Here is a 23,457-nt window from a genome sequence, read left to right on the forward strand (position 1 = left end):
CCTCGGCCAACCTCTTCCTGGTTGCGGCCTGTTCGGCGCCTAGCGCCTTTGGGTACAGGTTGCTCTTCAAGTTCGCGCCCATGTCCTTGGGGAGCTACCTCGGGTCCCTAGCGCTCGCGCGCTTCATGGGATGGCCGATATGAGCACCGACATCGCCCGTACATTCGCGCGCCGGCTGCGCGCCAACGGCGATCGCGCCGAGGCGGACAAGTTCACCGTCGCGAACCTATCGACGATGTCGGTGGAGGATTGCCGGGCGCTGGCGCAGTTCCTCGAAGAGGCATGCGAGCTTCACGAGGCGAGCGTGATGGCTGAGGCCCTGCGTGCCGCCCCGATGATCGCCACGCCAGCGGCACTTCCTCCCATCGAAATGGACCCCGACATGCCTGGCCGGGAGTACATCCCGCTGCCGGGGGGCTGGGAGGTTCAGACAAAGGGCACGGGTTCGAGCTATCGACTGCTGGATCGCAAGACAGGCGAGCGCCGCCTGATCCTATGCCACGATCCGGGGTTCATCCACGACTTCGTCACCCGGATGGCGAGAGAGGTGCACGCGGCTTCTATCGACTCACCACCGGCGACGGGCGGGGAGGGCCAGACCGTTGATCCCTGAGGCCGCCGAGTATCTCTCCGCCCAGGACATCGCGACGATCACCGGGGTGCATGTCGCGACGGTCTGGGCGTGGGCGAAGCAGCCAGGGTTCCCGGTGGCGTATCGCTTCGGTTCTCGAGCCACCCGATGGAAACGTGCCGAGTTCCAAGCATGGGCAGAAGAAAAGAGGTCTTCCGGGTAGCATCGACGCTAATATCTCGACGCTCTTGGCCAGCTAATTCTGACGTGATTGCAAGCCTAGGGGCGCAGCCACACGCGTCACACCCCTGCCAATTGCGTCGCCATAAAATCGTGAGTTGATCGATACACAAGGCGCTCATAATGACTGAATAGATGATTCTTTATGACGCTGTTGCTTGCAGGCAACGGGCGTCCCGCTCGGCGCCGCACAATCACCCGACACCAATGCAACAAGACAAACAAGACGGAATGTCCGCAAAAGTATCGCGGGTAAATGCTACCGTGCGGAGAAAAATCAATCTCCGCAGGCCTGCCTCTCTGGCTTATCTGATCAACACGTGCGCGCGCCCGTGCTTCAGAAAATTCATATCCGCGGACATCATCGCCAATCAATAAATCTCGTGGGTTTGTTCGCAGTATTAAACCTTGGCCAGTGGCCGAAAAACAAACGTCGAGGCGCAACAACCATTCACCGACGCTCGACAGTCTATTGACATACCGACGGAACGCTCGCTGGACCAGCTTTTCATCAATTGGCTCAGGAGCGATTAAAAGTGCTATCGCCGCCGCAGCGCCAGGTGTAAAAAAGTCGTTCTCAAAGCTGTAGCCGTGCGTACGAAGTATGCGCTTATTCGAAGGAAACCCGCCAGTAAGCGGCACGTAATCAGAATCCCTGCAGACCAAAACGTTCGATACGCGTCCCTCCATGACGCCTTCGACGATTTCTCGCAGGTTCTCAACGCCATCCTTTTTTTCGTATCGCAGCCGTAGCTCAGGCCTATATCTGCTAAAGGCGCCCTTCCAGTAGGTTAAATCTGATTTTCCTTCGACGTAGACAACGTAGTCTACACCAAGAAAATGCTTGTAATTCGATATCCCAGCGTCGCTACGTCTGAAGCTCACTGAAATTTTTCCTCAATGTTGATGATATCTTTTTGATTGCTCCCCACTATATCGGGTGAATGAGTAGCAAAAATAATTTGAACATTGCCATTGAGATGTTCTATGCTTTTTACGAGCTCGGACTGCCATCCGACATGTAACGAAAGCTCTGGTTCGTCAGCTATGAAAACAAAAGGTTTCTTTTCATACAAGAGAACCTCTCCAAGCATGATAAACATCTGCTTTTCGCCAGACGAAAGAATATTTGTGGAAAAAATTTTCCCGGACTGGGTAACAATCTCTATTTCATTTCGATCAGTGATTCTAGCTGTTTTACGGGAGAATAGCCTGTTGATAATTTCAACAAATGCATTTCTTTGTTCATATATTCGATTCTTTGATATCTGAAGTCGCTTCCAATCAGAAATAATACGCGCAAGCCGCTGATTGTCATACATGACTACAAGATCGTCCGCCGTAATTGAACCAGAGCTTATTTTCTCTGTTGCGGCTTTCAGTCGCTCGAAATGATTGGATATGTACCGGCGGGTCTTGGTCCTATCCATTTTTAATTCATGGAAGACGGCCTCAATCTCCGACTGAGCCGTTGGCGCGTTGGCTGTAATACCTGCGACGCCATGGCGTCTCTCGATCGAACTAACTAGAGAAAGAAATATCTTTTCTTGAAAGAGATCGGTTTCCCGTTGCGCCTGCGTCTGTAGTGACGAAAAGTAGGTCGCAAAATCACGAGTAACCTGCGCCAGTTTTGCATCTATGGACGGCTGAATACGCTCTTCAGGGAGATCGCGATTAGCGCTTGAGTGGGCTCGCCAAATTGGCAGCCATGACAGCTTCACAAGCTCAGCAAGCTGTTGCTGCAACCCGACGTGTTGCGCATCATTTCGTGGTGGCCATCGGCGGCGACGGGCCATTTTTATGTCTGCGAAATCATCAAACTCATATGTCGTAGGCTTTTCAGACGCAGAAGCCTTGAGATGATAGGTCACCTGCGTCAAATATTCGTTCAATGAACTTTTAATTAGTCTTATAGATGGCTTTTTATTCTGACCAACCGTCTTTAGAACAATGTTAATCTCGGTGAAATCGAGTTTTGCTAGTGTATCAAAATCCATACGTAAAGCTGCACTAAGCAAGTCAATAAAAGTCGTCTTTCCGGAGCCGTTCACACCTATGATGAAATTCCGGGAACTGCGGAATGTCATGCTTACGGTTTTATCGCCCCAGAATCCACTTATCGAGACCCGCTCAATTACGTTGACCATTTTTGGCTCTCTCGACCTATCGTACGGCGCTTTTAAGCGGACTCGGAAAGGCCCCAATACCAGCATGAAATCATCCCACGTGACAACGCCCCATGGCCTGGCCAGGAAGCTCAATCCCGAGAGCTGCGGGAAATTCCAATACCCCTTCCGTCATCTCCTGACGGGGATCGGCGTAGTTGCAGAAAATTAATATTCGGGGGACGGGTTGGGGGATGTACTAGGATCCAAAAGTGGTTTTCGTTGCAGCAGAAAGTAGTTGGCGGGTTTATTCGAATGTCTCCGTCTCCGCCATTCCTATTTGTCCCTTTAAAATAAATGACTTAGCGGCCCCCATACGTCGTTTCGGCTGCAGTTGTGGGAGAGTTTTCCACGCGATTCCGGTAACGCGGCACAGTCTTCTGGTAGTTCGTTCTCGTAGAATCAAAGACGATCTACAGGCGGTCACTGTGAACGCCGCACAGACGAGGCCGGATCAGGGCGACTTCTCCCCGCCCGGCCTCGTGGAATCTGTGGCTTCGGCAGGGCCTGTGATGGAAACGGTCGCCGTCAGGCCGGCCGCGAGGATGATGTCGGGCGGGACATGGTCCAGAACGACGCGGACGGGCACGCGCTGGGCGAGCCGAACCCAGGTGAAGACGGGGTTGACCGTGGCAAGGCCCGAACCGTCGGGCTGCGCATTGGGAACGGCTATGCCGCGCCCGATGCCCGTGACCCGGCCGGTAAGCTCTTGGGGATAGGCCATGAGCGCGACCCGCGCCGTGTCGCCGAGATGAATCCCGTTGAGCACCGATTCCTCGAAATAGGCGTCGACCCAGAAACTGTCGCTGTCCACCACGGACAGGACACGCTGGCCGCTGGTGGCGAAGTCTCCGGGCTGGGCGAGAAGATTGGTGACGTAGCCATTCACCGGCGAGACGATCCGTGTGCGGCTAAGGTTCAGCTTGGCCTGGTCGCGATTGGCGAGCGCCTGCTGATACGCGCCCTCTGCCATGTTCGCCACGGCTGTGAAGCTCTCCTGTTCTTCCTTGGAAACTGCCAGCGAATCCAGTTGGGCACGCCGCTGCGCCTGCGCCTGCTTGTTGTCGAGATCGGCCTTGGCGCGTGCCACGGCGGCCTCTGCGCTGGCGAGCGCGATCTGGTAGTCGTCCGGCTCGATGACGATGAGCGGATCGCCCTTGTGAACGAACTGATCGCCCTTGACGGGGAGTTCGACGATGCGGCCCGAGACCTGCGGCGTCACCGTCACCACATAGGCGCGCACCGTGCCGTCGCGCGTCCAGGCGGTCTGCATATAGGTCTGCCACGTCCACCAGCCGAGCATCCCGGCTGCCCCCAGGGCGCACAGGGTCAGCGCAACAGGCAGCAAGGAACGCAATGTCGAGGGCGTCTTGTCGGCCGGATGGATGATGGTCATTGCCGTGGACCCATGTAAAGGACGATCAGGGAAAGAATGATGATGTAGATGCAGAGACTAAACAGGCCGGGGTGCCAGACTTTGCGTGACAGGCTGAAGTGGTTGGCAATCCGGTTCAAGGGAAAGGTCGCCAACCACGCCGCCAGCATCATCATGGCGAAAGGCGCGACGTAGACCCCGAAAATGTCGATTTCAGAATACATGTCTTTTCTCCTTTTCAGCCGAACGCCGACAGGAAGAGCGCGCGCGCGTCGGGCGGCGTGGTGAGCAGTTCGCCATGGAGGTCGATGATGTCGAGGATCACCGCCGCCGCCGCACGTGCCTGCCCCGGCCGGGACATGGATGCATCGTCCATCGTATCCGCTGTGAGACTGCCCCCGTGGCTGAGGCTTTCCAGAAGCTCCCGGGCCATGGCGAGCTGTCCCGCAGCGAGGGCGTCCAAGGCGCGCTGCAGGTCGCCGGCCACGGGTTCGCGGCACATCAGCGTTCTCAGATGAATGACGGCCTGCCCCAGCGAGAGCAGCGCCATCAGGCTGCCGGCGTCCTCGGGCGTCGCTTGCGGCGGCAGGGCCTCGGCGCGCCGCGTCAACAGCGCGGTCCAGTGGGCGTGGTCCGTTCGCCCGGCGCCGCGTGCCAGCCGACGGAAATCCCGAAGCGACAGAGCCAGCAGGCGGCGGGCGCGCAGCTGCGGTGGGATCGTCGGCATGACGACGAAGAAGAGCATGCCGACGACCGTTCCGGTCACGATCGACAAGGCGAGGTTGAAGTAGGCGACCGCGTCATAGCTGGCCGGGTTGCCCACCCCCAGCAGGGGAAGAGAGGCGACGGACATGCCGAGGAAGGTGACACTGTGCCATGTGCCGGCCTGCAGGATGCCGAGAGTGATGAAGAGCAGGCCAAGCACGGCGACAAGCGCCGGAAAGGTCGAAAGGGCGGGCAGGACGCCGAAATAGAGCACGGCGCCCAGCACCACCATCGACGCCGCGCCAATCGCATAGTCCTTCGCCAGAACGCGCGCCTGATCGCCGAAGGAGCCGAAGATGAGCGTGCCGGCGGCCGCGAACACGATGGCGAAGGCGCCATTCGGCCAGGCGGAGACCACCCAGAACGCCGACATCGCAAGCACCGCCACAAAAACCCGGGCGCCGTTCAGAAGCGCCGGCAGCAGATCGGCGGTGACGAGCGGCTGCGTTGGCGCCGCGACGCGCGGGCTGTTTCGCTCGCACAGCAGGACGATGGCGTCGATCAGGCCGCTCAACCCTGCCACGACGTCGCGCGCGGCTTCGATGGCGATGCGGTTGCCATCATCGGTGACTGGGAGTGCCCGCAGCTGGGCCGCGACTTCTCCGGCGGTATGCGCCAGCTGCCGGGGAGCACGGTTGAGCTGCGCAAGGTCGATGCTTTCAAGAAGCGGAACCAGCCGCTCGCGGATCAGGGGCCGGCCATCGCCATGGAGGGCGAGATGGGTGCCGGCATTGCGCCAGCCGACCAGTGCGCCGACCAGCGCCTCAATCATGACCCGGAAATTACCCGTTCGGGAACGCAGATAGGAGGATTCGCCGATGGCGGCATCAATCTGCAGATGCAGCGAGCCAAGGCCACGGGTCACGCTGCGTCGCGCGGACACCAGATCGGGCGTGTCGCCGCCTTGCGACAGCGTCGCGACGAACCCGGACGCAAGCTGCTCGGCGGTCTGCCGAAGCGTGTGGGCGAGTTGCCGCCGCGCGGCGCCGAAATCAGTGAGCACCATCACGAAGCCGGCCGAGGCGATGCCGATGCAGATCTCACTCACCCGAATGACGGCGAGAAAAAAGGCCCCGCTCGGGTCCGCCAACGTATCGGCGAAGATGATTACGGCCGTGATTCCGGACAAGGCAGCAGCATAGGACGCCAGGTTGCGCAGCAAGACGGCCGCGAAACCGCACAGGCCGCACCACAGCGCCAGGCAGAGAAGCAGCGAGTTGCGGTGCTGCGGGAACATGGCGAGCAGAGCCACCATCACCAGCCCGCCAATGACGGTTCCGATCGCGCGGTAGCGCCCCTTCTGCAGCGAGGCGCCGAGATTGGGCTGGCAGACGATGGCGGCGGTCGTCGCCGCCCAGAATGAATTCTGCAGTTCGAGATAATAGGTGATGTAAAGCGCGAGGCAGACGGACGTTGCGAGGCGTAGCCCGAACACAATTCGCGGCCGTAGAAGCTGGAGCTGCGCCAGCGCCGCCTCGAAAACGGCGAGCGGACTACCGGACTGTCGATTGGGCAAGTCGTGTAGTTCGCTCATCGTTTTTGCCGGGCTCTAGTTGGTGACGCCGTGGCGCGGCTGGGCTGCGGCGCGACCTTCCCAGCCGAGCGCAACAAGCCCGAGGCTGGCGCGCGGCGCGTGGTCCGCGAGGGGGCGGTGGCGCGACGTCAGGGCGGTGGCCGTGCGCGTCCCCTTGAGACGCCACTGGCGCGGCGTGTCGCCGGCAAGGCGCTTGAACACGGTGGTGAAATGCGCCTGCGTCTGGAAGCCGACCGCCATGGCAATGTCGATGATGCGCTGGTTGGTCCCGGCGAGCAGTTCCTGCGCGATCTCGATGCGGCAGCGCAGGAGGAAATCGTGCGGACGCTGCCCGGTGGCGATCCTGAACTGCGCCGCGAAATGCATCCGGCTCAGACCGGCCGCGCCAGCCATGTCCGCGAGGCTGACGCGCTCCGCGATATTCATGTTCACATACTCGATGACGCGCTTGAGGCGCCATTTCGGCAGCGCCGACTTGACCCGCGGGTTGCGGCCTGTGCCACTGATCTGGCCGTCTTCTTGCTGGAGACGGTCGGTGGCCTCGAAATACACGCCGTTTACAGTTGTGGTGGCTGCTGGGGAATGCATCTGAAATCCTCTCAAGATCATCAGCTAATGCGATGACCTGAGAGTAGGCGTATTCCGACAGCGCAATATTGTACGTGCGTTTCGTCGGATATGCTCTTGGATACCAGCCCTCATACCTTGGTATATTCAGATGCCCCTGCCACTCATCTCGACGGCGGTTCGGTAGCATCCCGCCGGCTCTCCTGTGCGTGGCGAGCGGAACGGCCTGCTTTCGCCCGCCGGGAAAGCAGGCTGTTGCTCCGTTTCTCGCTTCTGTTCTAGACCGTGCGAACGAGAAAGCTTTACTGGGCGTGTTGAACCGTCATGCGCGATCTGACGATGCGTCATGACGAGCTGAACAGACGGCGGCAGCAAGGGGTCGGCACGTGGAAATCAAGGGCGCGCGGGGTGAGGGTAGCGGAGGTTCCCCGTATTTTTTCCCGGTCGTCGCGTTCATCATGGCCGCCCCGATCTTTGCCGTCGACACGCTCACGCCGCTCGACACGGCCATTGCTGTCCTTTACGTCGCCGTCATCATGCCATCCGCCCACTTTCTCGGGCGACGTGGCGTGCTGGCGGTTTCCGGGGGCTGCATAGCCCTCACCACCATCAGCTTCCTGATCGTGCACCGGCATGACTGGGACAGCTCCGCACTGGTCAGATTGGGCGTGAGCCTCTCCGCCATCTCGATCACGAGCATCCTGACCCTGCGAAACCAGCAGGTGACGTCAGCCCTGCGTGATCAGGCCAATTTGCTGAACCTCACCCATGACGCCATCTTCGTGCGCGATATGGCCGACCGCATCATCTACTGGAACCAGGGTGCCGAACAGCTCTATGGCTGGAGCCCGGCGGAAGCCGTCGGCCAGACGGCCGCCGGCCTGCTGCGCACTAGATTTCCCGATACGCCTGCCAGCATCCAGGCCGCCCTGCTGGCGGATCGCCAGTGGTCCGGCGAGCTCGTACACTTCAAGCGCGACGGCACGCAGGTCATCGCGCTCAGCCGCTGGTCGGTGCAAATGGACAAGGCGGGCCGCCCCGTCGCGGTGATGGAGACCAATAACGACATCACCGAACGCAAACACTCGGAGGCGATGTTGCAGAAAGCCCAGGCCGAGCTCGCTCACGCAATGCGTGTCGCGACCATGGGCGAACTCACCGCCTCCATCGCCCATGAGGTCAACCAGCCGCTTGCGGCTGTCATCACCAATGGCGAGGCTGGCCTGCGCTGGCTCGGGCGCGAGGTGCCGGACCTTGGCGAAGCCCGCGCCTCGGTGGAACGCATGATCAGCAGTGGCAAGCGCGCCAACAACGTGATCGCCCGCCTGCGCGCGTTGGCCCGCCGTGACGACCCGGATCACATGCCGGTCAATCTCAACGAAATCGTCGAGGACGCCCTGATGCTGGTGCAGCGGGAGGCGGATTCCCACAGCGTCAGCGTCGGGCTCGACCTCAAAGCTTCGCTGCCCGATATTTCCGGCGATCGCGTGCAGTTACAGCAGGTCGTCATCAACCTGCTGATGAACGCCATCCAGGCCATGGCGGGCGTCTCCGGGTGGGCCCGCGAACTCTCGATTGCCACGCGCGAGGCCCGCGAGCCCAGCGGCACGGATATCGTGACGGTCGAGGTGCGTGACACGGGCATTGGCATCGACGAGCAGAGTGCAAACCAGCTCTTCACGGCGTTCTACAGTACGAAGAAGGAGGGCCTCGGCATGGGACTGTCGATCTGCCGTTCCATCATCGAAGCCCATGGCGGCCGCATTTCGTTCGAGACCAATGCCGATCATGGGGTGAGTTTCACCGTCGGACTGCCCGCATTGAAGGATCCGGTGCCTTGATCTCCACTTCTTCGTCCAGTCGCACGCCCGTCGCGGCGTCCTCGCCCACGGTGATCGTGGTCGATGATGACGAGGCGCTGCGCGAAGCGCTCAGCAGCCTGTTCCGCTCCGTCGGGCTGCGCGTCGAGCTCTACGGCTCGGCGACGGAACTGCTGGCCGCTAAGCCCCCTGCCGCACCGCGGTGCCTGGTGCTGGATATCCGCCTGCCGGGCGTCAGCGGGCTCGACTTCCAGTCGCAAATCGCGACATCGCCCATGAACATGCCAATCATCTTCATGACGGGCCATGGCGATATCCCGATGACGGTACGGGCGATGAAGGCCGGCGCGGTCGACTTCCTTACAAAACCGTTCCGCGATCAGGACATGCTGGACGCTGTGGCGACGGCGCTGGAGAACGACCGCAAGCAGAGCGAGGCGGACAAAGCCTCGACTGAGATCCGCGCGCTGTACCAGTCGTTGACCGCTCGCGAGAAGGAAGTCATGTCGCTCGTGACCTCCGGGCTGATGAACAAGCAGGTTGCCGCACAGATCAACCTCTCCGAAATCACCGTGAAGATTCATCGTGGCCATGTGATGCGTAAAATGAACGCCAAATCCTTGGCGGATCTGGTGCGCATGGCGGAAACGCTCGGCCTTGGCATCCCAAAAGCGTAGATTGCAAACCTGAGTATAATTTAAATCTCAGACCTCTCGCCCCATTCTCGTTGGGACGCGCCAAGGCGTGCCGCTTTGACGGCGAAAGGAATACCTCGTGTCCGAAGTCCCGATGATCGCCATCGTCGATGATGATGAGTCGGTCCGTATCGCGACCGAAAGCCTTATTCGGTCTTTCGGCTTCAAGACGAACGTGTTCTCTTCGGCAGAAGCGTTTCTCGCTTCGTCGACCATGCGAGAGACCCATTGCCTGATCAGCGATGTCCAGATGCCGACCATGAGCGGCCTCGAGCTGTTCGATGTTCTGCGCTCGCGCGGCGCAGAGTTGCCGGTCATCTTCATCACCAGCTTTCCCGAGGAGCGGGTGCGGCGGCGCGCGCAGGCAGCGGGGGCCCTCGGTTTCCTTTCCAAGCCTTTCGACGCCGACACCATGATGAGCTTCGTGTTCCAGGCGCTGAAAGGCCGGCCTCTCCCGGGCTAGGCGCCTATGCGCGCCTCGCCATCCGTTGCGCGCCCCGTGCCCGCACGTTCTTCAGCCGGCCCGCTCCACTTCTCATGGTCATCGCCGCGATCGTGCGACAGGGCCGCCCCCAGCGCCTCGATGAAGGTCTGGCATGATGTCAGTTCATCGAGGCGGATGAACTCGTTCGGCTTATGCGCACGCGCGATGTCGCCGGGGCCGCATATGATCGAGGGAATGCCCGCATTCTGGTAGAGCCCGGCTTCCGTCCCGTAGCTGACGGCTGCCAATGACGGCTCTCCCGTGAGCTTTTCCACCAGCTTGGCGAGCGGCGCATCGACGGGAAGGCAGAGCGCGGGATAATCGCTCAGCTTCTCCCACGTTGCAGTGACGCCACGCGCGGCGAGCGACCGGACAACAGCGTAGACGGGTTCGAGGAGCGCGCTTGGCGCTATGCCCGGAATGGCGCGCGCCTCAAGATCGGCCACGCACAAGTCGGGAACGATGTTGAGTGCCTGCCCGCCGGCTATCGTGCCGATCTGCATGGATGAGTAGGGAGGCTCGAAGGTTGGATCATGCGGCCCCTCGGCCAGCGCATTTGCCGTGTCCACGGCCTTTGCCAGCACCTCGGCCATGAGGTGGATCGCGTTGATCCCCTGGTCGGGACGCGAGGAATGACCCGCACGACCCTCGACGCGGATGCGTGCCGCCGCCTTCCCCTTATGGGCGCGCACGCCCCTCATGCCGCTGGGCTCGCCGATGATGGCGCCTAGCGGTGGCGCACACAGCTCCGACAACCGCGAAATAAGGTGAGGTGCGCCGCGGCACCCCGCCTCTTCGTCGTAGGAGAACGCGATGTGGAGGGGACGACCGAGCCGGCCGGCCTTGAGGGCCGGGACACTCGCGAGCACGGCCGCGAGAAAACCCTTCATGTCGCTCGTGCCACGCCCGTACAGCGCATAGCCTTCCGCCCGCAGCGTGAAGGGATCGGAGCGCCATTCCGCCTCCTGCGCGGGGACGACGTCCATGTGGCCCGAAAGGATATAGCCGGGCCGGTCTTCCGGCCCCAGCGTGGCGAAGAGATTGGCGCGGTCCCCTTCCGGCCCGGGCAGGACGTGGACCCTGACCGAATGGCTCTCCAGATAGGCGGCGATCCAGTCGACGATGGCGCCGTTCGGTGTGCCGACGACCGAGGGAAAGCTCACCAGGCGTTCGAGTATCTGCACGACGTTCATGGAGCGGTATCCCGGAAGCGACGAGGACCCATCGGGCAGCCATGGCGCGAGGCTGCGGCACGCATTCCGGCCGCTGCCGTCCCTGCCTGTCACGGCCTATTTGGCGCCGAAATAATTGGCGCGGACAGCGGCGCCGACGAGGTTCACGATCAGGCGGCCGGCGGTGATGCAGGTGATGTCGTTGACGTCGGTGGCGGGCGTGATTTCCACCACGTCCATGCCGACCACGCGTCCCTTGTTCACGAGGCCGTGGATGAGGCTTCTAGCCTGCATGAAGGTCATGCCACCCGCGCAGGGGGCGGCGACCCCCGGCGCGATGCCCGGCTCGAAAGCGTCGAGATCGACCGTGATGTAATAGCGCCCCCCGGCAGGGATCATGTCGAGCGCGCGCTGGATGCCGCGCTCGTGGAGCTCGTAGGACGAGATGAGGTGCGCGCCATAGGCCTTGGCGGCATCGAACTCCTCCTGCCGGCCGCTGCCGCTCGCGTGAAGGCCGATCTGAAATATCTCGCCGATATGATCCATTTCCGATGCACGGCGGATCGGGCTGGAGAGCCCCTGCGTGACGCCGTTAATTTCCTCGCGCCAGTCGAGATGCTGGTCGATCTGGATCAGTGTGATCGGTCCCTGATCGTCGAGAGCCCTGAGCACCGGGATAGGGATCGAATGATCGCCGCCCAAAATGATCGGCATCGCACCGGAAGCCAGGATCTTGCGCACGGCCTCTTCGGCCCGCTTGAGATGGTCCTTCAGCTCGCGCGGGTCCGCATACACGTCCCCGCAATCGACGGCGCGGATCGGCCGGTTGTCGTAGAGCGGGCCGCCAATGTCGAAATCATAGCGCTCGATGGCACGGAGAATCCGGCCCGTCGCCCGGCGCATCGCCAGCGCGCCACGGCTCTGGTCGCTCGCAATCTCGCCGAACGTGTAGGAATCGCCATAGGGGATGCCGAGATAGGCGATATCCGCGTTCAGTGCGTCGAGATCGTTGCAGGGCTCGGAGTAAAGGAAGGTCCGATGCTCGGCCTTGGCGGGGATGGTAAGGGGCATGCACGTTTTCCTTGTCATCGACGTCAATGTGGCCACAGGCGACGGTCGGGCTCGGGCGGGCAGGGCGGTTCGGGTGCCGTCAGTGTCCGAGGATCTGGCTGAGGAACAGGCGGGTGCGCTCGTGCTGCGGGTTGGAGAAGAACGGTTCCGGCTCGTTCATCTCGATGATCTGCCCGGCATCCATGAAGATCACCCGGTTGGCCACCTGACGGGCAAAGCCCATCTCGTGCGTCACGCACAGCATGGTCATGCCCTCTTCCGCCAGGCTCACCATCGTCTCCAGCACTTCCTTGACCATTTCCGGGTCGAGCGCCGAGGTCGGCTCATCGAACAGCAAGATTTTCGGCTTCATGCACAGCGCGCGGGCGATGGCGACGCGCTGCTGCTGGCCGCCGGAGAGCTGGCCGGGATATTTGTGCGCCTGTTCGGGGATCTTCACCTTGGTGAGGAAGTGCATGGCCAGCTCGTCCGCCTCCTTCTTGGGCATCTTGCGGACCCAGATCGGCGCCAGCGTGAGGTTCTCCAGAATGGTGAGGTGGGGAAACAGGTTGAAGTGCTGGAAGCACATGCCGACCTCGCGACGGATCTCGTCGATCCGCTTGAGGTCGTTGGTCAACTCAATCCCGTCCACGATGATCGTGCCCTGCTGGTGCTCCTCCAGCCGGTTGATGCAGCGGATCATCGTCGACTTGCCCGAGCCCGAAGGCCCGCAAATCACGATCCGCTCGCCGCGATGCACCTTCAGATTGATGTCCTTGAGAACGTGGAATTCTCCGTACCACTTGTTGACGCCAACGAGTTCGATGGCATGGCCGGATGGCGCGGACGAGGGAGAGGCCTGCGCAAGCGCGGCTGACGAGGCGAGGTTCGACATGGGGAAGCGTGAGCCTTTGCGGTTCGATCGGGCTTCTATCGGCGGGCGCACTGTGGCGCCTCGCGCGGTCAGATCCGGATCCGTTTTTCCAGATGCCTGCCGCACAGCGAGATCGAGAAGCAGATCACGAAGTAGATGAGCGCCACGGCGCCATAGGCCAGGAACGGCTCGAAGGTTGCGTTGGCGATGATCTGGCTCGCGCGGGTCAACTCGACAAAGCCGACGATGGAGGCGAGCGAGGTGTTCTTGACGATCTGCACCATCAGCCCGACCGTCGGCGGAACCGACAGGCGCAGGGCCTGCGGCAGGACGATCAGAAGCATCTGCTGCCAGTGCTTGAGGCCGAGGCTCGAGGAGGCTTCCCACTGCCCCTTCGGCACCGCCAGGACGCAGCCGTACCAGGTCTCCGTGAGATAGGCGCTGCTATAGACCGAGAGGCAGAGACTGGCGGCGAACAGAGGCGTCGTCTGCACGCCCATCAGCGCCAGCCCGAAATAGACAAGGAAGAGCTGCATGAGCAACGGCGTTCCCTGAAACACCTGCACATACAGACGAACCGGCCTGCCGGCGACGCGCGGAAAGGCGAACCGCAGGCTCAGCAGGATCAGGCTGACGGCCGCGCCTCCGGCGAACGCGATCAGCGAGAGATAGATCGTCCACGGCACGGCGGCGAGCAGGTTGCGAAAGACGTCCCAGGTCGTGAAGTCGTTCATCGCTGAGCCCCCGTGGCAAATTCGCCGTAGACAAAGCGGCGTCCGACCCAGGTCAGCATTTCCCGGAACAGGACGGCGAGGCCGAGATAAATGAGGGTGACGACGATATAGGCCTCAAAATTCCTGAACGTCCGGCTCGCGATCATGTTGGCTTCATAGGAAAGCTCGGCGACCGAGATCTGGCTGCACAGCGCCGAGGCCAGCAGGATGATCACCAGCTGGCTCGTCATGGCTGGCCACACGCGCTGGAACGCCGGAGGAATGATGACGAGGAAGAACGCCTGGGCCGGCTTCAGCCCGAGGCTGCTGGCCGCCTCGAACTGGCCTGCGGGCGTCGCCTCGATGCCAGCGCGGATGATTTCGCAGGCATAGGCGGTGAGGTTGATCGTCAGGGCGACGAGCGCCGCGGTGACCGGGTCCAGCCTCAGGCCGAGGGCTGGCAATCCGAAGAAGATGAAGAAGATCTGGCCGAGGAACGGCGTATTGCGGAAGAACTCGACATAGCCGCGAATGAACCAGCGAACCGCTTTCGGTCCCTTCAGGCTCCCCCACGCACACAAGGTGCCGAGAACGACGCCCAGGAACGAAGAGACCAGCGTGAGCATCACGGTCATGACCAGACCGTTCAGCAGGCTCGGCCAAGCATGGAAGACATCGATGAACGATGAAAGGTTCATTCGCAGGGCATCCGCGTGAGTGAGCCTGTAAGGGCCGCATTCAGGAGATCATGGACCGGGCCTTCGGTATCCAGATCGTCAAGGGCCTGCAGCAGAAGCTGCGCCGCCGGCCTTCCGAGCGCGGGTTCCGCGCAGAGCAGGAATTTCGCGCGCAGATGCGCCGCAGGCACGGGATTGACCGCGGTTCCGAGGGCGTGGGTCTGATAGCCGGAATAGGTGCGCCCATCCCTCAGGGAGATTACTACGGACGCTCCTTCCGGCGCCGCCGCGCGACGTTCCGCGTCCCACATCGGGCCGCTCACCATGCGCACACGCGGCATCATGGCGCGCATGGCGGCACTGGTGAGCACGTCGTCGTTCAACTGCTCCAGGCCGGGCGCTCCGAAGCACAGGGTCGCGGCGATCGCGAACTCCATGCTGAACTGCGCCTCGCGTGTGGTGGCAGGCGCGGCATATTTCAGATTGGCCACGACGACAGGCGGGACATCGCACAGGACGCTCTCGACCTCGTCTGGCGAAACGCCCTCGCGCGACATGATGTCGATCATCACGTCGACGGCCGCGTGCGAGGACAGGCAAATCGGAAATTTCTTGATGTCGATGCCCGGCGTCTCCAGACGCCATGAGTGGCCGAGTTCGGCGCAAGCTGCGCCATCGAACGCGCCATCGGTATGAAGCGCGGCGAACCCGTTGGGGTGAGTGAAGGGCTCGTCCGGCCCGCTGGCGCCGCTGGCGGCCAGATAGGCGCATTTGACGCCAAATTCGCTTGCCTGCCCCGCAAGAAGCGCCTTGGCGTCGGTGGCGAAGCAGCTTTTGCTGCCGCCCGCGCCCGCGACCGCCAGCCCGATGCAGGCGCGCATCTGCCGCGCATCGAGCCGCAGGAGGTGGCCGGCCGCGACGCCCGCGCCGATCGGCCCGAGCAGCCCGGTGGTCCACCAGCCCTTGTCATAGAGGCCCTGGCCGGCCGCAGCGCCGACCGCGTATTCACACTCCGCGCCGACGGTGATCGCCGTGATGAGTTCGGCGCCTGTCGCCCCGATCTCCTGCGCGATGGCGAAGGCAGCGGGGATGATGACCGCCGAGCCATGGACGAAGCCAGCATAGCAATTATCGTCGAAATCGAGCGCATGGGCGGCGGTCGCGTTGCTGAAGGCGGCGCCGGCGGCCGACACGTGGGATTCCGCTCCCCAGATTTCCGACCGGCCCGCCGGGGCGTTCCGCTCCGCGAACTGGCGCGCGATGCCCGCCACCGGCGTGCGGGTGCCGGCGAGGGCGACGCCGACAGTATCGATCACGCACGCCTTCACGATTTGGCGGATGCGATCGGGAATGTCGGCTGCGCGCGCGGCCGAGGCCCACTCCGCCAGAAGGAGAGAAGGATTCCGGGGAGTGGGACTCATCGCTAACCGCCTGCACCCTATGCCGTTCGTAACGGTTCGTTACTCGGGAAGCTCGCCGGCGGGGGCGCCGAGCCACGTCACGGACAGCCGGTCGATCTCGCCATTGGCCTTGGCCTCGCGGATGATCTCGTTGACCTTGTCCAGCAGTCGCGTCTCGCCCTTAACGACGCCGACATAGCAGGGGGAATTCGCCAGCACGATCTTCAGCTCCAGATCGAGATCGGGGTTGCGACGCTTGATGGCGGCGGCGACGGGCGTGCCCGAAGCGAACATCTCCACTTGGCCGGACATGAACGCCGCGATGGTGCTGTTGTTGTCCTCGAAGCGCTTGACCTCCGCCTTCGGCGCGAGGTCTTCGAGTTCCTTGTCCTGCATGGAACCGCGCGTCACCGAAATGGTCTTGCCGGAGAGGTCGGCATATTCTTTGACCGGCGGCTCCTTCTTGCCGAAGACGGCGTCGAAGAACGGCGAGTAGGCGATGCTGAAGTCGATCACCTTCGCCCGCTCTTCGGTCTTCCCGAGCGAGGAGATGGTGAGGTCGGTCTTGCCGGACTGGAGATAGGCGACGCGGTTCGGTGCCGTCACCGGCACGAGCTCGACCTTCACGCCGAGCTTCTCGCCGATCAGGTTGGCGACGTCGATGTCCATGCCGCGCGGCTGCATGTCGGTGCCGACCGAGCCGAACGGGGGATAGTCGGTCGGGACGGCGACACGGAGCGTCTTGCGCGCGATGATGTCGTCCAGCGCATCAGCGACGGCCGGAACAGTGCCAAGCGTCGCCATGAGACCAATGGCGGCTGCGAACAGAATACGTGCGGTCATTGCCTACACCCTTATTGCTGGAAGGTTGATGTTGTCGGATGGTTCCGCAGGTGCGTCCGCGGAACCATCGTGGCAGGCCGGATCAGAGCATGTGGGGCTCTCAGTCCGGAATAACGGCCGTTGCGTCCACTTCGACCAGGTATTCAGTGCGGGCGAAGGCCGTGACGACGATGCCGGTCGAAACCGGGAACACACCCTTCAGCCAGCGGCCGACCACGCGATACACGTCCTCACGGTAGCGGGGATCGGAGATGTAGATCGTCAGCTTGCAGATATGATCGAGCTGGCTGCCGCATTCCTTCAGCAGCATGTCGATATTCTTCATCGCCTGCTCGGTCTGGCCTGTGACGTCGCCGATGCAGACGCATTCGGATGTATCGAGATCCTGCCCGATCTGGCCGCGCAGGTAGACGGTCGTTCCGCGAGCAATGACAGCCTGGCAGAGGTCGTTGTCGATGCTCTGTTCAGGATAGGTCACTTTTGTATTGAACTTGCGGATTCGAGTGTGGGCCATCGTCACATTCCTGATTGTGCTTGTGCGCGAGCTTCATGAACAGCCGGTAAGCCGAAGATCCAAAGGAACTCCGCGCGGGTATTCTTGTGAACCCCGCGACCTTACGAAGGTCGTCACGTAACGAAAAGCGATTTTTTTGCGACCTATGTTTTGTTTTTTGATATGTATCGCGCATGATGAAGCTTGATTTTGATGAGCGGGATCTTCGGTCGCTGCGGGTTTTTTGCGCGGTTGCGGAGGCGGGCGGGTTTGCGGCGGCCGAGAGAAAGCTTGCCATGTCAAAGCCCTCGATCAGTCGCCATGTCCGCGAGGTGGAAGCGCGCCTCGGTGTGCGGCTGTGCGAGAGAGGGCGCAGCGGCTTTCGTCTGACGCCGGAAGGGGATGTCGCGCTTGATCTGGCCTCGGCCGCCTTCCAGGCCCTCGGACGCATCCGCCCCGAGATCGACGCCGTTCACGGCATCTTGTCGGGAAGGCTGGCGATCGGGATCGGCGAGCACACGCTGACACATCCCGACTGCAAGCTGCCCGAAGCCCTCACCGAGATGAGACGCCTGGCTCCAGGAGTGGAGCCGCAGATTCTGGTGATGACGTTCAACGAACTGGCCCAGTCGCTAAATGAAGGCCGTGTCGACCTCGTCATACGCGGTAAGTACACGGACGATCGCGATTTTTTCCATGTCCCGATCTATCGCGAGATACACAGGGTTTACGTGGCGGATATGGTCGAGAAGTCCAAAATACCGAACCTGCCTCTCGTTTATCGCCAGCACCCTTATGTGGAGCAGGCCATCCGATCCGGACGGTACCACCGTGGCCCGAATGCCGCAGGCCTCGATTCCGTCGCCGCAATGGTGGCCACAGGCTTCTACCAGGGCATGCTTCCCACGCATTACGGCGATCTGATAAAGACAAGGTTCAATCTCACCATAGAAGAGAGCAGCCCTGTCTTTCAGCATGAGGGATGCGCGATCTTTTCAACCGCGCGCCCGATCAGTCAGCGAATAAAGGTATTCTTGAATATATTGAAGCGCGTCCATTCCTTTCGGTCCGAACGTTCATCGGGGTGACGCGCTTTTCGCCTCTCACACGGCCGCGTTATTAGTCCCGCCGCTGCGCATGCGTTCGATGTAGCCGGGCCAGAGTTCCGCGTTAATCAGGTGGCTCGGCGGGTTTCCCTGCAGCACGTCGATCGCGTCTCGGGCCGCCTCCATGCTCATGCGGCGCAGGCTCTCGCGGGTCCCTCCGGCAGTGTGGGGCGTGAGAAACAGACGCGGCGCCGCCAGAAGCGGGTGGTCGGGGGGTAGCGGCTCGCGATCGAAGACGTCGAGCGCCACGCCTGCGAGATGCCCGCTCTCCAGCGCCGCCACCAGTGCCGCGTCGTCGATCAGTTCACCGCGCGCCACATTGATTAGAAAGGCGCCCGGCTTCATCGCCGCGAGCCGTTGCGCATTCATCAGGCTGCGCGTTTCCGGGGCGAGGGCGAGGGTCAGGACCACGATATCGGCCTCGCGGAGCAACTGGTCGAGCGTCGCCGGCTCGATATCGTCGCCTGTAGTCGCCGGGGAACGGTTATAGCCGAGAACCCGCATGCCGAAGGCCTGCTTGAGGGCGCGGGCCACCCCCCGGCCGATGCGGCCGCAGCCGACGATGCCGACCGTGCGCCCGGCAAGCTCGAGGCTCGGGTGCCGGTCGCGGGCGGTCCATCCCTGCGCGCGGAATTCCTGGGCAAGGGCATGGAAGTCCTTGGCCAGCAGAAGCGCGCAACCCACCGCGTGCTCGACCACGGCCTGGGTGTTGGCATCGGGCAGGTTGCCCACGATGACACCGGCACGCGTCGCCGCCTTGACCGGGACGAAGTCGAGACCAACGCCATGGCGGATGCAGGCCTTCAGGCGTGGCGCGTGGTCGAAGATATCGTCGGGCAGCTTCACCCGCACAATGAGTGCGTCGACATCGCCGACCGCGCGCCGAAGCGTGTCCGGCTCGATGTCGGGAGCGACCAGATAGGTGCAGCGCTCGCGCAGGAACGCCTCGGCATCGGGATGGAGCGGGGAGGTGGCGAGTACGCGGAAGGTCGTCATCAAAAGCCTCGTTGCCGGGCGCTCAGTCGCTGCGGCGGCGGGTGGGGTCGAGCTGCGAGCGCAGCGATTCGCCGAGCCCGTTGAAGGCGAGGGCGGTGAACATGATCGCGAGGCCGGGCGCGTACATCTGCGCGGGGGCGATCTCCATATAGGCGTAGGCCCGCGCGAGCATCTGCCCCCAGCTCGGATGCGGCGGCTGGACCCCGAGGCCGAGAAAGCTGAGGCTCGCCTCGGCGAGAAGTGCCGTGGCCAGCAGCAGCGTCACCTGCACGATGATCGGCTGGATGGCATTGGGCAGGATGTGGCGTAGCACGAGCCGCGGCGTCGACATGCCGAAGGTGCGGGCCGCGTCGACATAGAGTTCGCCCTTGACGATCATGGTCTGCACCCGGATGAGCCGCGCAAGGCCGGGCGAGAACACGATGCCGACCGCGATCATGCTGTTGGTGAGGCCGATGCCGAGCGCCCCCGTGACCGCGATGGCGAGCACGATGCTGGGGCAGGACAGGATCGTGTCGATGACGCGGCTGACCGCCGTGTCGACCCAGCCGCCGAGATAGCCGGCCAGCACACCGAAGGGCAGGCCGATCGACGTGCCGATCAGCACCGCGAGGACGCTGGCATAGAGCGAGGCGGGGGCGCCATGAACCAGCCGGCTGAACACGTCGCGGCCGAGATCGTCTGTGCCGAGCAGGTGCGCGGCGCTCGGCGGGGCGAGAATGTCCATGCTCTGCTCGAGCGGGGAATAGGGCGCTACCCAATTGGCCAGCAGCGAGGCGCCGACGAGCAGGATCAGGAACACCAGAGAGGCGGCGGCGCGCGTGTCGGCGCGCATCCACGCCATGAAGCGGCTGCGCCGGCGGGGAGCGGGAACCGGGCGCACGGCGCCCTCGCTGAGAACGCTCATTGCTTGTTCATCCGCGGATCAAGGATGGAATAAAGGATGTCGATCAACAGGTTGCAGAGAATGACGATCATCACGAGGATGAATACCACTCCCTGAACCACGGGAAAATCCTTGTTGGTGGCCGAGGCGACGACGAGGGAGCCGGTTCCGGGAATAGCGAACACGGCCTCGATGGCGACGGTGGCGCCAAGCGTGCGGTTGAACACGAGGCCGATCACTGTCAGCAGGGTCAGCGAGACATTCTTGAGGCCGTGCTTCCACAGGATGAGGCTTTGCGAGAGGCCCTTGGCGTGGAGTGTCCGCACATATTGCGAGGACAGGACCTCGATCAGGGCGCTCCGCAATTGCCGGGTTATTTCCGCGATGCCGCTGGAGGCGAGGGCGATGGCCGGCAGCGTGGCGTGCCACAGTGCCCGACCTGGGTCCTCGGTGATCGACACGGCGCCGGTGGTGGGGAACCAGCCGAACTGCAGCGCGAACAGGCCGACCAGGATCATGCCCACCCAGAAGTTCGGCACGGTGATGCCGAGCGAGGCAATGCTGGTGACGAAGCGATCGACGCGGCCATCCACGTGGGTGGCTGCGAGGATGCCGAGCGGCAACGAAATGCCGACCGCCAGCAACAATGCGTAGAAGACGATGAGCAGCGTATTGGGAAGGCGCCGCAGCACTTCGTCGAGCACCGGCAGGCCGGTGATCAGCGAGGTGGAAAGGTCGCCCTGCACCGCGCCGCCAAGCCATTGCGCATATTGCTGCCAGAGCGGCAGGTCGAGCCCGAGCATCTCGCGGATCTGGGCGATGCGCTCGGCGGTGGCCGTTTCGCCCGCGATGACGGCCGCGGGGTCGCCCGGCACCAGTTGGAGCAGTCCGAAAACGGCGAAGGTGGCGAGAACGATCACCGGCACGACCTGAAGCAGGCGCCAGCCGACAACCTTCAACGTGCGCCGGCTCATAGCCCCGTCTCCACGGTTCTTCCGGGCTGACCCGCTTTCAGCGGGTGCAGTTCCGCTCCCGACATCATCGGCAGTTCTCCGGCGAAATGGCAGGCGCTCGCGTGTCCCGGCGTGGTCTCGCGCCACGGCGGCTCCGTCTGCGCGCAGATGGGCTGCACGAAGCGGCAGCGGGTGCGGAACCGGCAGCCGGAGGGCGGCGCGATCGGGCTGGGAAGTTCGCCCTGAAGCATCACCCGATTCTGGCCGCGCAGATGCGCGGGCAGCGCCACCGGCTCGGCGGAGAGCAGCGCCTCGGTATAAGGATGGCCGGGCGTGCCCACCACGTCCTCGGCGCGGCCGATCTCCACGATGCGGCCGAGATACATGACCGCGATCCGGTCGCTGACATGGGCAACCACGCCGAGATTATGGGTGATGAAGATATAGGTCAGGCCGAACTCGGCCTGGAGTTCGGCGAATAGGTTGAGAATGTCCGCCTGGATCGAGACATCGAGCGCCGACACGGCCTCGTCGCATACGATCAGTTCGGGCCGCAGGGTGAGTACGCGGGCGATGCACACGCGCTGCTTCTGGCCGCCGGACAGTTCGTGCGGGTAGCGCGAGGCGAAGTCCGGGCTGAGCCCCACCCGTTCCATCATCTCGATGGCGCGGTTGTGCCGCTCCGGAACGGTGAGTTCGCCGGCGACGTCCATCGGCTCGCGGATGGATTTGAGAATTGTCATGCGCGGGTCGAGCGCCGCGTTGGGGTCCTGGAAAATCACCTGGTATCCACGGCGATGGCGACGCAGCTCGCGCGAGGACAGGCCGTACGGGTCGATGCCGGCGTGCAGGATGCGGCCGGCCGAGGGCTTTTCAAGGCAGACGACGGCCCGGCCGAGCGTGGTCTTGCCCGAGCCTGACTCGCCGATGATGCCGAAGGTCTCGCGCGGCATGACGTCGAGGCTGACGCCGTCCACTGCCTTCAGCGTGCGCCCACGACTGACCGGAAAATGCACCCCGACATCGTCGATGGAGACGATTGGCGTTGTCGCACGAGCGTTCATGACAACACTCCCTTGAGTTCGAGCTCGTCGTTGCGGCAGCAGCGCACCTGGCCGACCGGCGGCACCGGATCGAGCGGCTGGGGTGCCTCGCAGGGCGGCAGCGCGAAGTCGCAGCGTGGGCGGAAGCGGCAGCCATCCGGCATTTCACCGCGCATCGGCACGCGACCGGGAATGGCCGGCAGCTTCGTCTTGCGCGCCGCCAGCGCCGGCAACGAACGCAGCAGGCCCGAGGTGTAGGGATGGCGCGGGCGCACCAGCATATCGTCGATGCGACCTTGCTCGATCACCTCGCCGGCGTACATCGTCACCAACCGCGAGCAGGTCTGGGCGACGAGGCCGAGATCATGGGTAATGAACAGCATGGCCATGCCGAGACGCGCGCACAGATCGCCGAGCACATCGACGATCTGCGCCTGCACGGTGACGTCGAGCGCGGTGGTCGGCTCATCGGCGATCAGCAGCCGGGGCTCGCACACAATGGCGATGGCGATCATGGCGCGCTGGCGCATGCCGCCGGACAATTGGTGCGGATAGGCATCGAAGCGCAGAGCCGGCTCGGGAATGCCCACCCGTGCCAGCGCCTCGATGCCACGCTCGCGGGCCTCCTTCGCCGAGACGCTGCGATGGGCGCGCAGGGTCTCGCTGATCTGCTGGCCGATGGTGAATACCGGATCGAGCGCGCTCATCGGCTCCTGGAAGATCATGCTGATCTTCGCGCCACGCCGCCGTTGGAGCTGGCGCGCCGGCATGCCGATGAGGTTCTCGCCCTCCAACTGCACGCTGCCGGTGATATGGCTGGTGGCGCTCGGCAGCAGGCCCATGAGGGCGAGGCCGGTAACGGTCTTGCCGCAGCCGCTTTCGCCGACAAGGCCCACGGTCTCGCCGGGAGCGATGGCGAAGGTAACGTCGCGCGTCACCTGAACCATTCCCGCACCACTGCGGAAGGCGATGCCGAGGTCGCGCACGTCGAGCAGCGGGGCGCTCGGAACAGGGGAGGTCATATCCGCCATGACG

At 62.9% G+C, this 23,457-nt stretch carries 25 protein-coding genes; 6 read left to right on the forward strand and 19 right to left on the reverse strand.

Annotated features, from left to right (window positions below; all coding sequences use genetic code 11):
* The first annotated feature begins 139 nt into the window (after nt 1–139).
* A complete protein-coding gene (locus tag EV667_RS09920) occupies nt 140–613 on the forward strand; it encodes a hypothetical protein (protein ID WP_131835203.1) in 474 nt (157 codons plus the stop codon).
* Nucleotides 603–794: a helix-turn-helix transcriptional regulator gene (locus tag EV667_RS23225; RefSeq protein ID WP_165901587.1), complete on the forward strand. Its 192-nt coding sequence runs from the start codon at nt 603–605 to the stop codon at nt 792–794. Before EV667_RS09920 ends, EV667_RS23225 begins: the two co-directional genes overlap by 11 nt.
* A gap of 77 nt (nt 795–871) precedes the next feature.
* Here EV667_RS23225 and EV667_RS09930 read toward each other — a convergent pair whose 3' ends face one another.
* The 6 genes from EV667_RS09930 to EV667_RS09955 form a co-directional block, all read right to left on the reverse strand.
* Entirely contained in the window at nt 872–1,696 is an 825-nt protein-coding gene (locus EV667_RS09930; protein WP_165901588.1) for a DUF4435 domain-containing protein, read from the reverse strand.
* Nucleotides 1,693–2,958: an AAA family ATPase gene (locus tag EV667_RS09935; RefSeq protein WP_165901589.1), complete on the reverse strand. Its 1,266-nt coding sequence runs from the start codon at nt 2,956–2,958 to the stop codon at nt 1,693–1,695. The genes EV667_RS09930 and EV667_RS09935 overlap by 4 nt, the downstream gene beginning before the upstream one ends.
* 472 nt (nt 2,959–3,430) lie before the next feature.
* Entirely contained in the window at nt 3,431–4,372 is a 942-nt protein-coding gene (locus EV667_RS09940) for an efflux RND transporter periplasmic adaptor subunit (RefSeq protein WP_131835206.1), read from the reverse strand.
* Nucleotides 4,369–4,575 carry a DUF1656 domain-containing protein gene (locus EV667_RS09945; protein WP_131835207.1) on the reverse strand — a complete coding sequence of 69 codons (207 nt, stop codon included), beginning with the start codon at nt 4,573–4,575 and terminating at the stop codon, nt 4,369–4,371. The genes EV667_RS09940 and EV667_RS09945 overlap by 4 nt, the downstream gene beginning before the upstream one ends.
* 14 nt (nt 4,576–4,589) lie before the next feature.
* Nucleotides 4,590–6,650, reverse strand: coding sequence for an FUSC family protein (locus tag EV667_RS09950; RefSeq protein WP_131835208.1), 2,061 nt, complete (start codon nt 6,648–6,650; stop codon nt 4,590–4,592).
* Nucleotides 6,651–6,665: 15 nt separating this feature from the next.
* Complete coding sequence (locus EV667_RS09955; RefSeq protein WP_342636721.1) at nt 6,666–7,238, reverse strand: helix-turn-helix domain-containing protein; 573 nt, start codon at nt 7,236–7,238, stop codon at nt 6,666–6,668.
* A 365-nt stretch (nt 7,239–7,603) separates the two neighbouring features.
* Here EV667_RS09955 and EV667_RS09960 point away from each other — a divergent pair, with 365 nt between their 5' ends.
* The 3 genes from EV667_RS09960 (at nt 7,604) to EV667_RS09970 (ending at nt 10,195) form a co-directional block, all read left to right on the forward strand.
* Nucleotides 7,604–9,058, forward strand: a complete 1,455-nt coding sequence (locus EV667_RS09960; protein WP_131835209.1) for a two-component system sensor histidine kinase NtrB — start codon at nt 7,604–7,606, stop codon at nt 9,056–9,058.
* Complete coding sequence (locus tag EV667_RS09965) at nt 9,055–9,714, forward strand: response regulator transcription factor (protein WP_131835210.1); 660 nt, start codon at nt 9,055–9,057, stop codon at nt 9,712–9,714. Before EV667_RS09960 ends, EV667_RS09965 begins: the two co-directional genes overlap by 4 nt.
* A 112-nt stretch (nt 9,715–9,826) precedes the next feature.
* Nucleotides 9,827–10,195 (forward strand): response regulator transcription factor, encoded by a 369-nt coding sequence (locus EV667_RS09970; RefSeq protein WP_131835211.1) that lies wholly within the window; start codon nt 9,827–9,829, stop codon nt 10,193–10,195.
* Here EV667_RS09970 and argE read toward each other — a convergent pair.
* From argE to EV667_RS10010, 8 genes are all read right to left on the reverse strand, one after another.
* Nucleotides 10,192–11,409, reverse strand: coding sequence for an acetylornithine deacetylase (gene argE, locus EV667_RS09975; protein ID WP_131835212.1), 1,218 nt, complete (start codon nt 11,407–11,409; stop codon nt 10,192–10,194). The genes EV667_RS09970 and argE overlap by 4 nt on opposite strands.
* Nucleotides 11,410–11,505: 96 nt before the next feature.
* Nucleotides 11,506–12,459, reverse strand: a complete 954-nt coding sequence (locus EV667_RS09980) for an agmatinase (protein WP_131835213.1) — start codon at nt 12,457–12,459, stop codon at nt 11,506–11,508.
* 79 nt (nt 12,460–12,538) lie between these two features.
* Complete coding sequence (locus EV667_RS09985; RefSeq protein WP_131835214.1) at nt 12,539–13,333, reverse strand: amino acid ABC transporter ATP-binding protein; 795 nt, start codon at nt 13,331–13,333, stop codon at nt 12,539–12,541.
* 68 nt (nt 13,334–13,401) lie between these two features.
* Nucleotides 13,402–14,046: an amino acid ABC transporter permease gene (locus EV667_RS09990; protein ID WP_131835215.1), complete on the reverse strand. Its 645-nt coding sequence runs from the start codon at nt 14,044–14,046 to the stop codon at nt 13,402–13,404.
* A complete protein-coding gene (locus EV667_RS09995) occupies nt 14,043–14,723 on the reverse strand; it encodes an amino acid ABC transporter permease (RefSeq protein WP_131835216.1) in 681 nt (226 codons plus the stop codon). Before EV667_RS09995 ends, EV667_RS09990 begins: the two co-directional genes overlap by 4 nt.
* Nucleotides 14,720–16,123, reverse strand: a complete 1,404-nt coding sequence (locus tag EV667_RS10000; RefSeq protein ID WP_207907731.1) for an MmgE/PrpD family protein — start codon at nt 16,121–16,123, stop codon at nt 14,720–14,722. The genes EV667_RS09995 and EV667_RS10000 overlap by 4 nt, the downstream gene beginning before the upstream one ends.
* A gap of 39 nt (nt 16,124–16,162) precedes the next feature.
* Nucleotides 16,163–16,945 carry a transporter substrate-binding domain-containing protein gene (locus EV667_RS10005; RefSeq protein WP_131835217.1) on the reverse strand — a complete coding sequence of 261 codons (783 nt, stop codon included), beginning with the start codon at nt 16,943–16,945 and terminating at the stop codon, nt 16,163–16,165.
* Between the two features lie 100 nt (nt 16,946–17,045).
* Entirely contained in the window at nt 17,046–17,459 is a 414-nt protein-coding gene (locus tag EV667_RS10010; protein ID WP_131835218.1) for a RidA family protein, read from the reverse strand.
* A gap of 173 nt (nt 17,460–17,632) precedes the next feature.
* Between EV667_RS10010 and EV667_RS10015 the strand changes: the two genes are divergently transcribed.
* Entirely contained in the window at nt 17,633–18,526 is an 894-nt protein-coding gene (locus tag EV667_RS10015; RefSeq protein ID WP_131835219.1) for a LysR family transcriptional regulator, read from the forward strand.
* Nucleotides 18,527–18,541: 15 nt separating this feature from the next.
* On the opposite strand, the gene EV667_RS10020 is transcribed toward EV667_RS10015, so the two are convergent.
* Genes EV667_RS10020 through EV667_RS10040 form a run of 5 tightly spaced genes read right to left on the reverse strand, consistent with a single transcriptional unit; the run spans nt 18,542 to nt 23,453 of the window.
* Nucleotides 18,542–19,540: a hydroxyacid dehydrogenase gene (locus EV667_RS10020; RefSeq protein WP_131835220.1), complete on the reverse strand. Its 999-nt coding sequence runs from the start codon at nt 19,538–19,540 to the stop codon at nt 18,542–18,544.
* A gap of 22 nt (nt 19,541–19,562) precedes the next feature.
* Nucleotides 19,563–20,447 carry an ABC transporter permease gene (locus EV667_RS10025; RefSeq protein ID WP_131835221.1) on the reverse strand — a complete coding sequence of 295 codons (885 nt, stop codon included), beginning with the start codon at nt 20,445–20,447 and terminating at the stop codon, nt 19,563–19,565.
* Nucleotides 20,444–21,400 carry an ABC transporter permease gene (locus tag EV667_RS10030; protein ID WP_131835222.1) on the reverse strand — a complete coding sequence of 319 codons (957 nt, stop codon included), beginning with the start codon at nt 21,398–21,400 and terminating at the stop codon, nt 20,444–20,446. The genes EV667_RS10025 and EV667_RS10030 overlap by 4 nt, the downstream gene beginning before the upstream one ends.
* Complete coding sequence (locus EV667_RS10035; protein WP_131835223.1) at nt 21,397–22,443, reverse strand: ABC transporter ATP-binding protein; 1,047 nt, start codon at nt 22,441–22,443, stop codon at nt 21,397–21,399. The genes EV667_RS10030 and EV667_RS10035 overlap by 4 nt, the downstream gene beginning before the upstream one ends.
* The gene (locus tag EV667_RS10040; RefSeq protein ID WP_207907732.1) at nt 22,440–23,453 is read right to left on the reverse strand and encodes an ABC transporter ATP-binding protein; all 1,014 of its coding nucleotides are present in this window, start codon (nt 23,451–23,453) and stop codon (nt 22,440–22,442) included. Before EV667_RS10040 ends, EV667_RS10035 begins: the two co-directional genes overlap by 4 nt.
* Nucleotides 23,454–23,457 lie beyond the last annotated feature (4 nt).

This window comes from Ancylobacter aquaticus, from assembly GCF_004339465.1.
In the GTDB taxonomy this organism is placed as follows: Bacteria; Pseudomonadota; Alphaproteobacteria; order Rhizobiales; family Xanthobacteraceae; genus Ancylobacter; species Ancylobacter aquaticus.

Coding starts and splice junctions, on each gene's coding strand:
- EV667_RS09920 (WP_131835203.1), top strand. CDS start 140: ATGAGCACCGACATCGCCCGTACATTCGCGCGCCGGCTGCGCGCCAAC.
- EV667_RS09935 (WP_165901589.1), bottom strand. CDS start 2,958: ATGGTCAACGTAATTGAGCGGGTCTCGATAAGTGGATTCTGGGGCGAT.
- EV667_RS09940 (WP_131835206.1), bottom strand. CDS start 4,372: ATGACCATCATCCATCCGGCCGACAAGACGCCCTCGACATTGCGTTCC.
- EV667_RS09945 (WP_131835207.1), bottom strand. CDS start 4,575: ATGTATTCTGAAATCGACATTTTCGGGGTCTACGTCGCGCCTTTCGCC.
- EV667_RS09950 (WP_131835208.1), bottom strand. CDS start 6,650: ATGAGCGAACTACACGACTTGCCCAATCGACAGTCCGGTAGTCCGCTC.
- EV667_RS09955 (WP_342636721.1), bottom strand. CDS start 7,238: ATGCATTCCCCAGCAGCCACCACAACTGTAAACGGCGTGTATTTCGAG.
- EV667_RS09970 (WP_131835211.1), top strand. CDS start 9,827: ATGATCGCCATCGTCGATGATGATGAGTCGGTCCGTATCGCGACCGAA.
- argE (WP_131835212.1), bottom strand. CDS start 11,409: ATGAACGTCGTGCAGATACTCGAACGCCTGGTGAGCTTTCCCTCGGTC.
- EV667_RS09980 (WP_131835213.1), bottom strand. CDS start 12,459: ATGCCCCTTACCATCCCCGCCAAGGCCGAGCATCGGACCTTCCTTTAC.
- EV667_RS09985 (WP_131835214.1), bottom strand. CDS start 13,333: ATGTCGAACCTCGCCTCGTCAGCCGCGCTTGCGCAGGCCTCTCCCTCG.
- EV667_RS09990 (WP_131835215.1), bottom strand. CDS start 14,046: ATGAACGACTTCACGACCTGGGACGTCTTTCGCAACCTGCTCGCCGCC.
- EV667_RS09995 (WP_131835216.1), bottom strand. CDS start 14,723: ATGAACCTTTCATCGTTCATCGATGTCTTCCATGCTTGGCCGAGCCTG.
- EV667_RS10000 (WP_207907731.1), bottom strand. CDS start 16,123: ATGAGTCCCACTCCCCGGAATCCTTCTCTCCTTCTGGCGGAGTGGGCC.
- EV667_RS10005 (WP_131835217.1), bottom strand. CDS start 16,945: ATGACCGCACGTATTCTGTTCGCAGCCGCCATTGGTCTCATGGCGACG.
- EV667_RS10010 (WP_131835218.1), bottom strand. CDS start 17,459: ATGGCCCACACTCGAATCCGCAAGTTCAATACAAAAGTGACCTATCCT.
- EV667_RS10015 (WP_131835219.1), top strand. CDS start 17,633: ATGATGAAGCTTGATTTTGATGAGCGGGATCTTCGGTCGCTGCGGGTT.
- EV667_RS10020 (WP_131835220.1), bottom strand. CDS start 19,540: ATGACGACCTTCCGCGTACTCGCCACCTCCCCGCTCCATCCCGATGCC.
- EV667_RS10025 (WP_131835221.1), bottom strand. CDS start 20,447: ATGAGCGTTCTCAGCGAGGGCGCCGTGCGCCCGGTTCCCGCTCCCCGC.
- EV667_RS10030 (WP_131835222.1), bottom strand. CDS start 21,400: ATGAGCCGGCGCACGTTGAAGGTTGTCGGCTGGCGCCTGCTTCAGGTC.
- EV667_RS10035 (WP_131835223.1), bottom strand. CDS start 22,443: ATGAACGCTCGTGCGACAACGCCAATCGTCTCCATCGACGATGTCGGG.
- EV667_RS10040 (WP_207907732.1), bottom strand. CDS start 23,453: ATGGCGGATATGACCTCCCCTGTTCCGAGCGCCCCGCTGCTCGACGTG.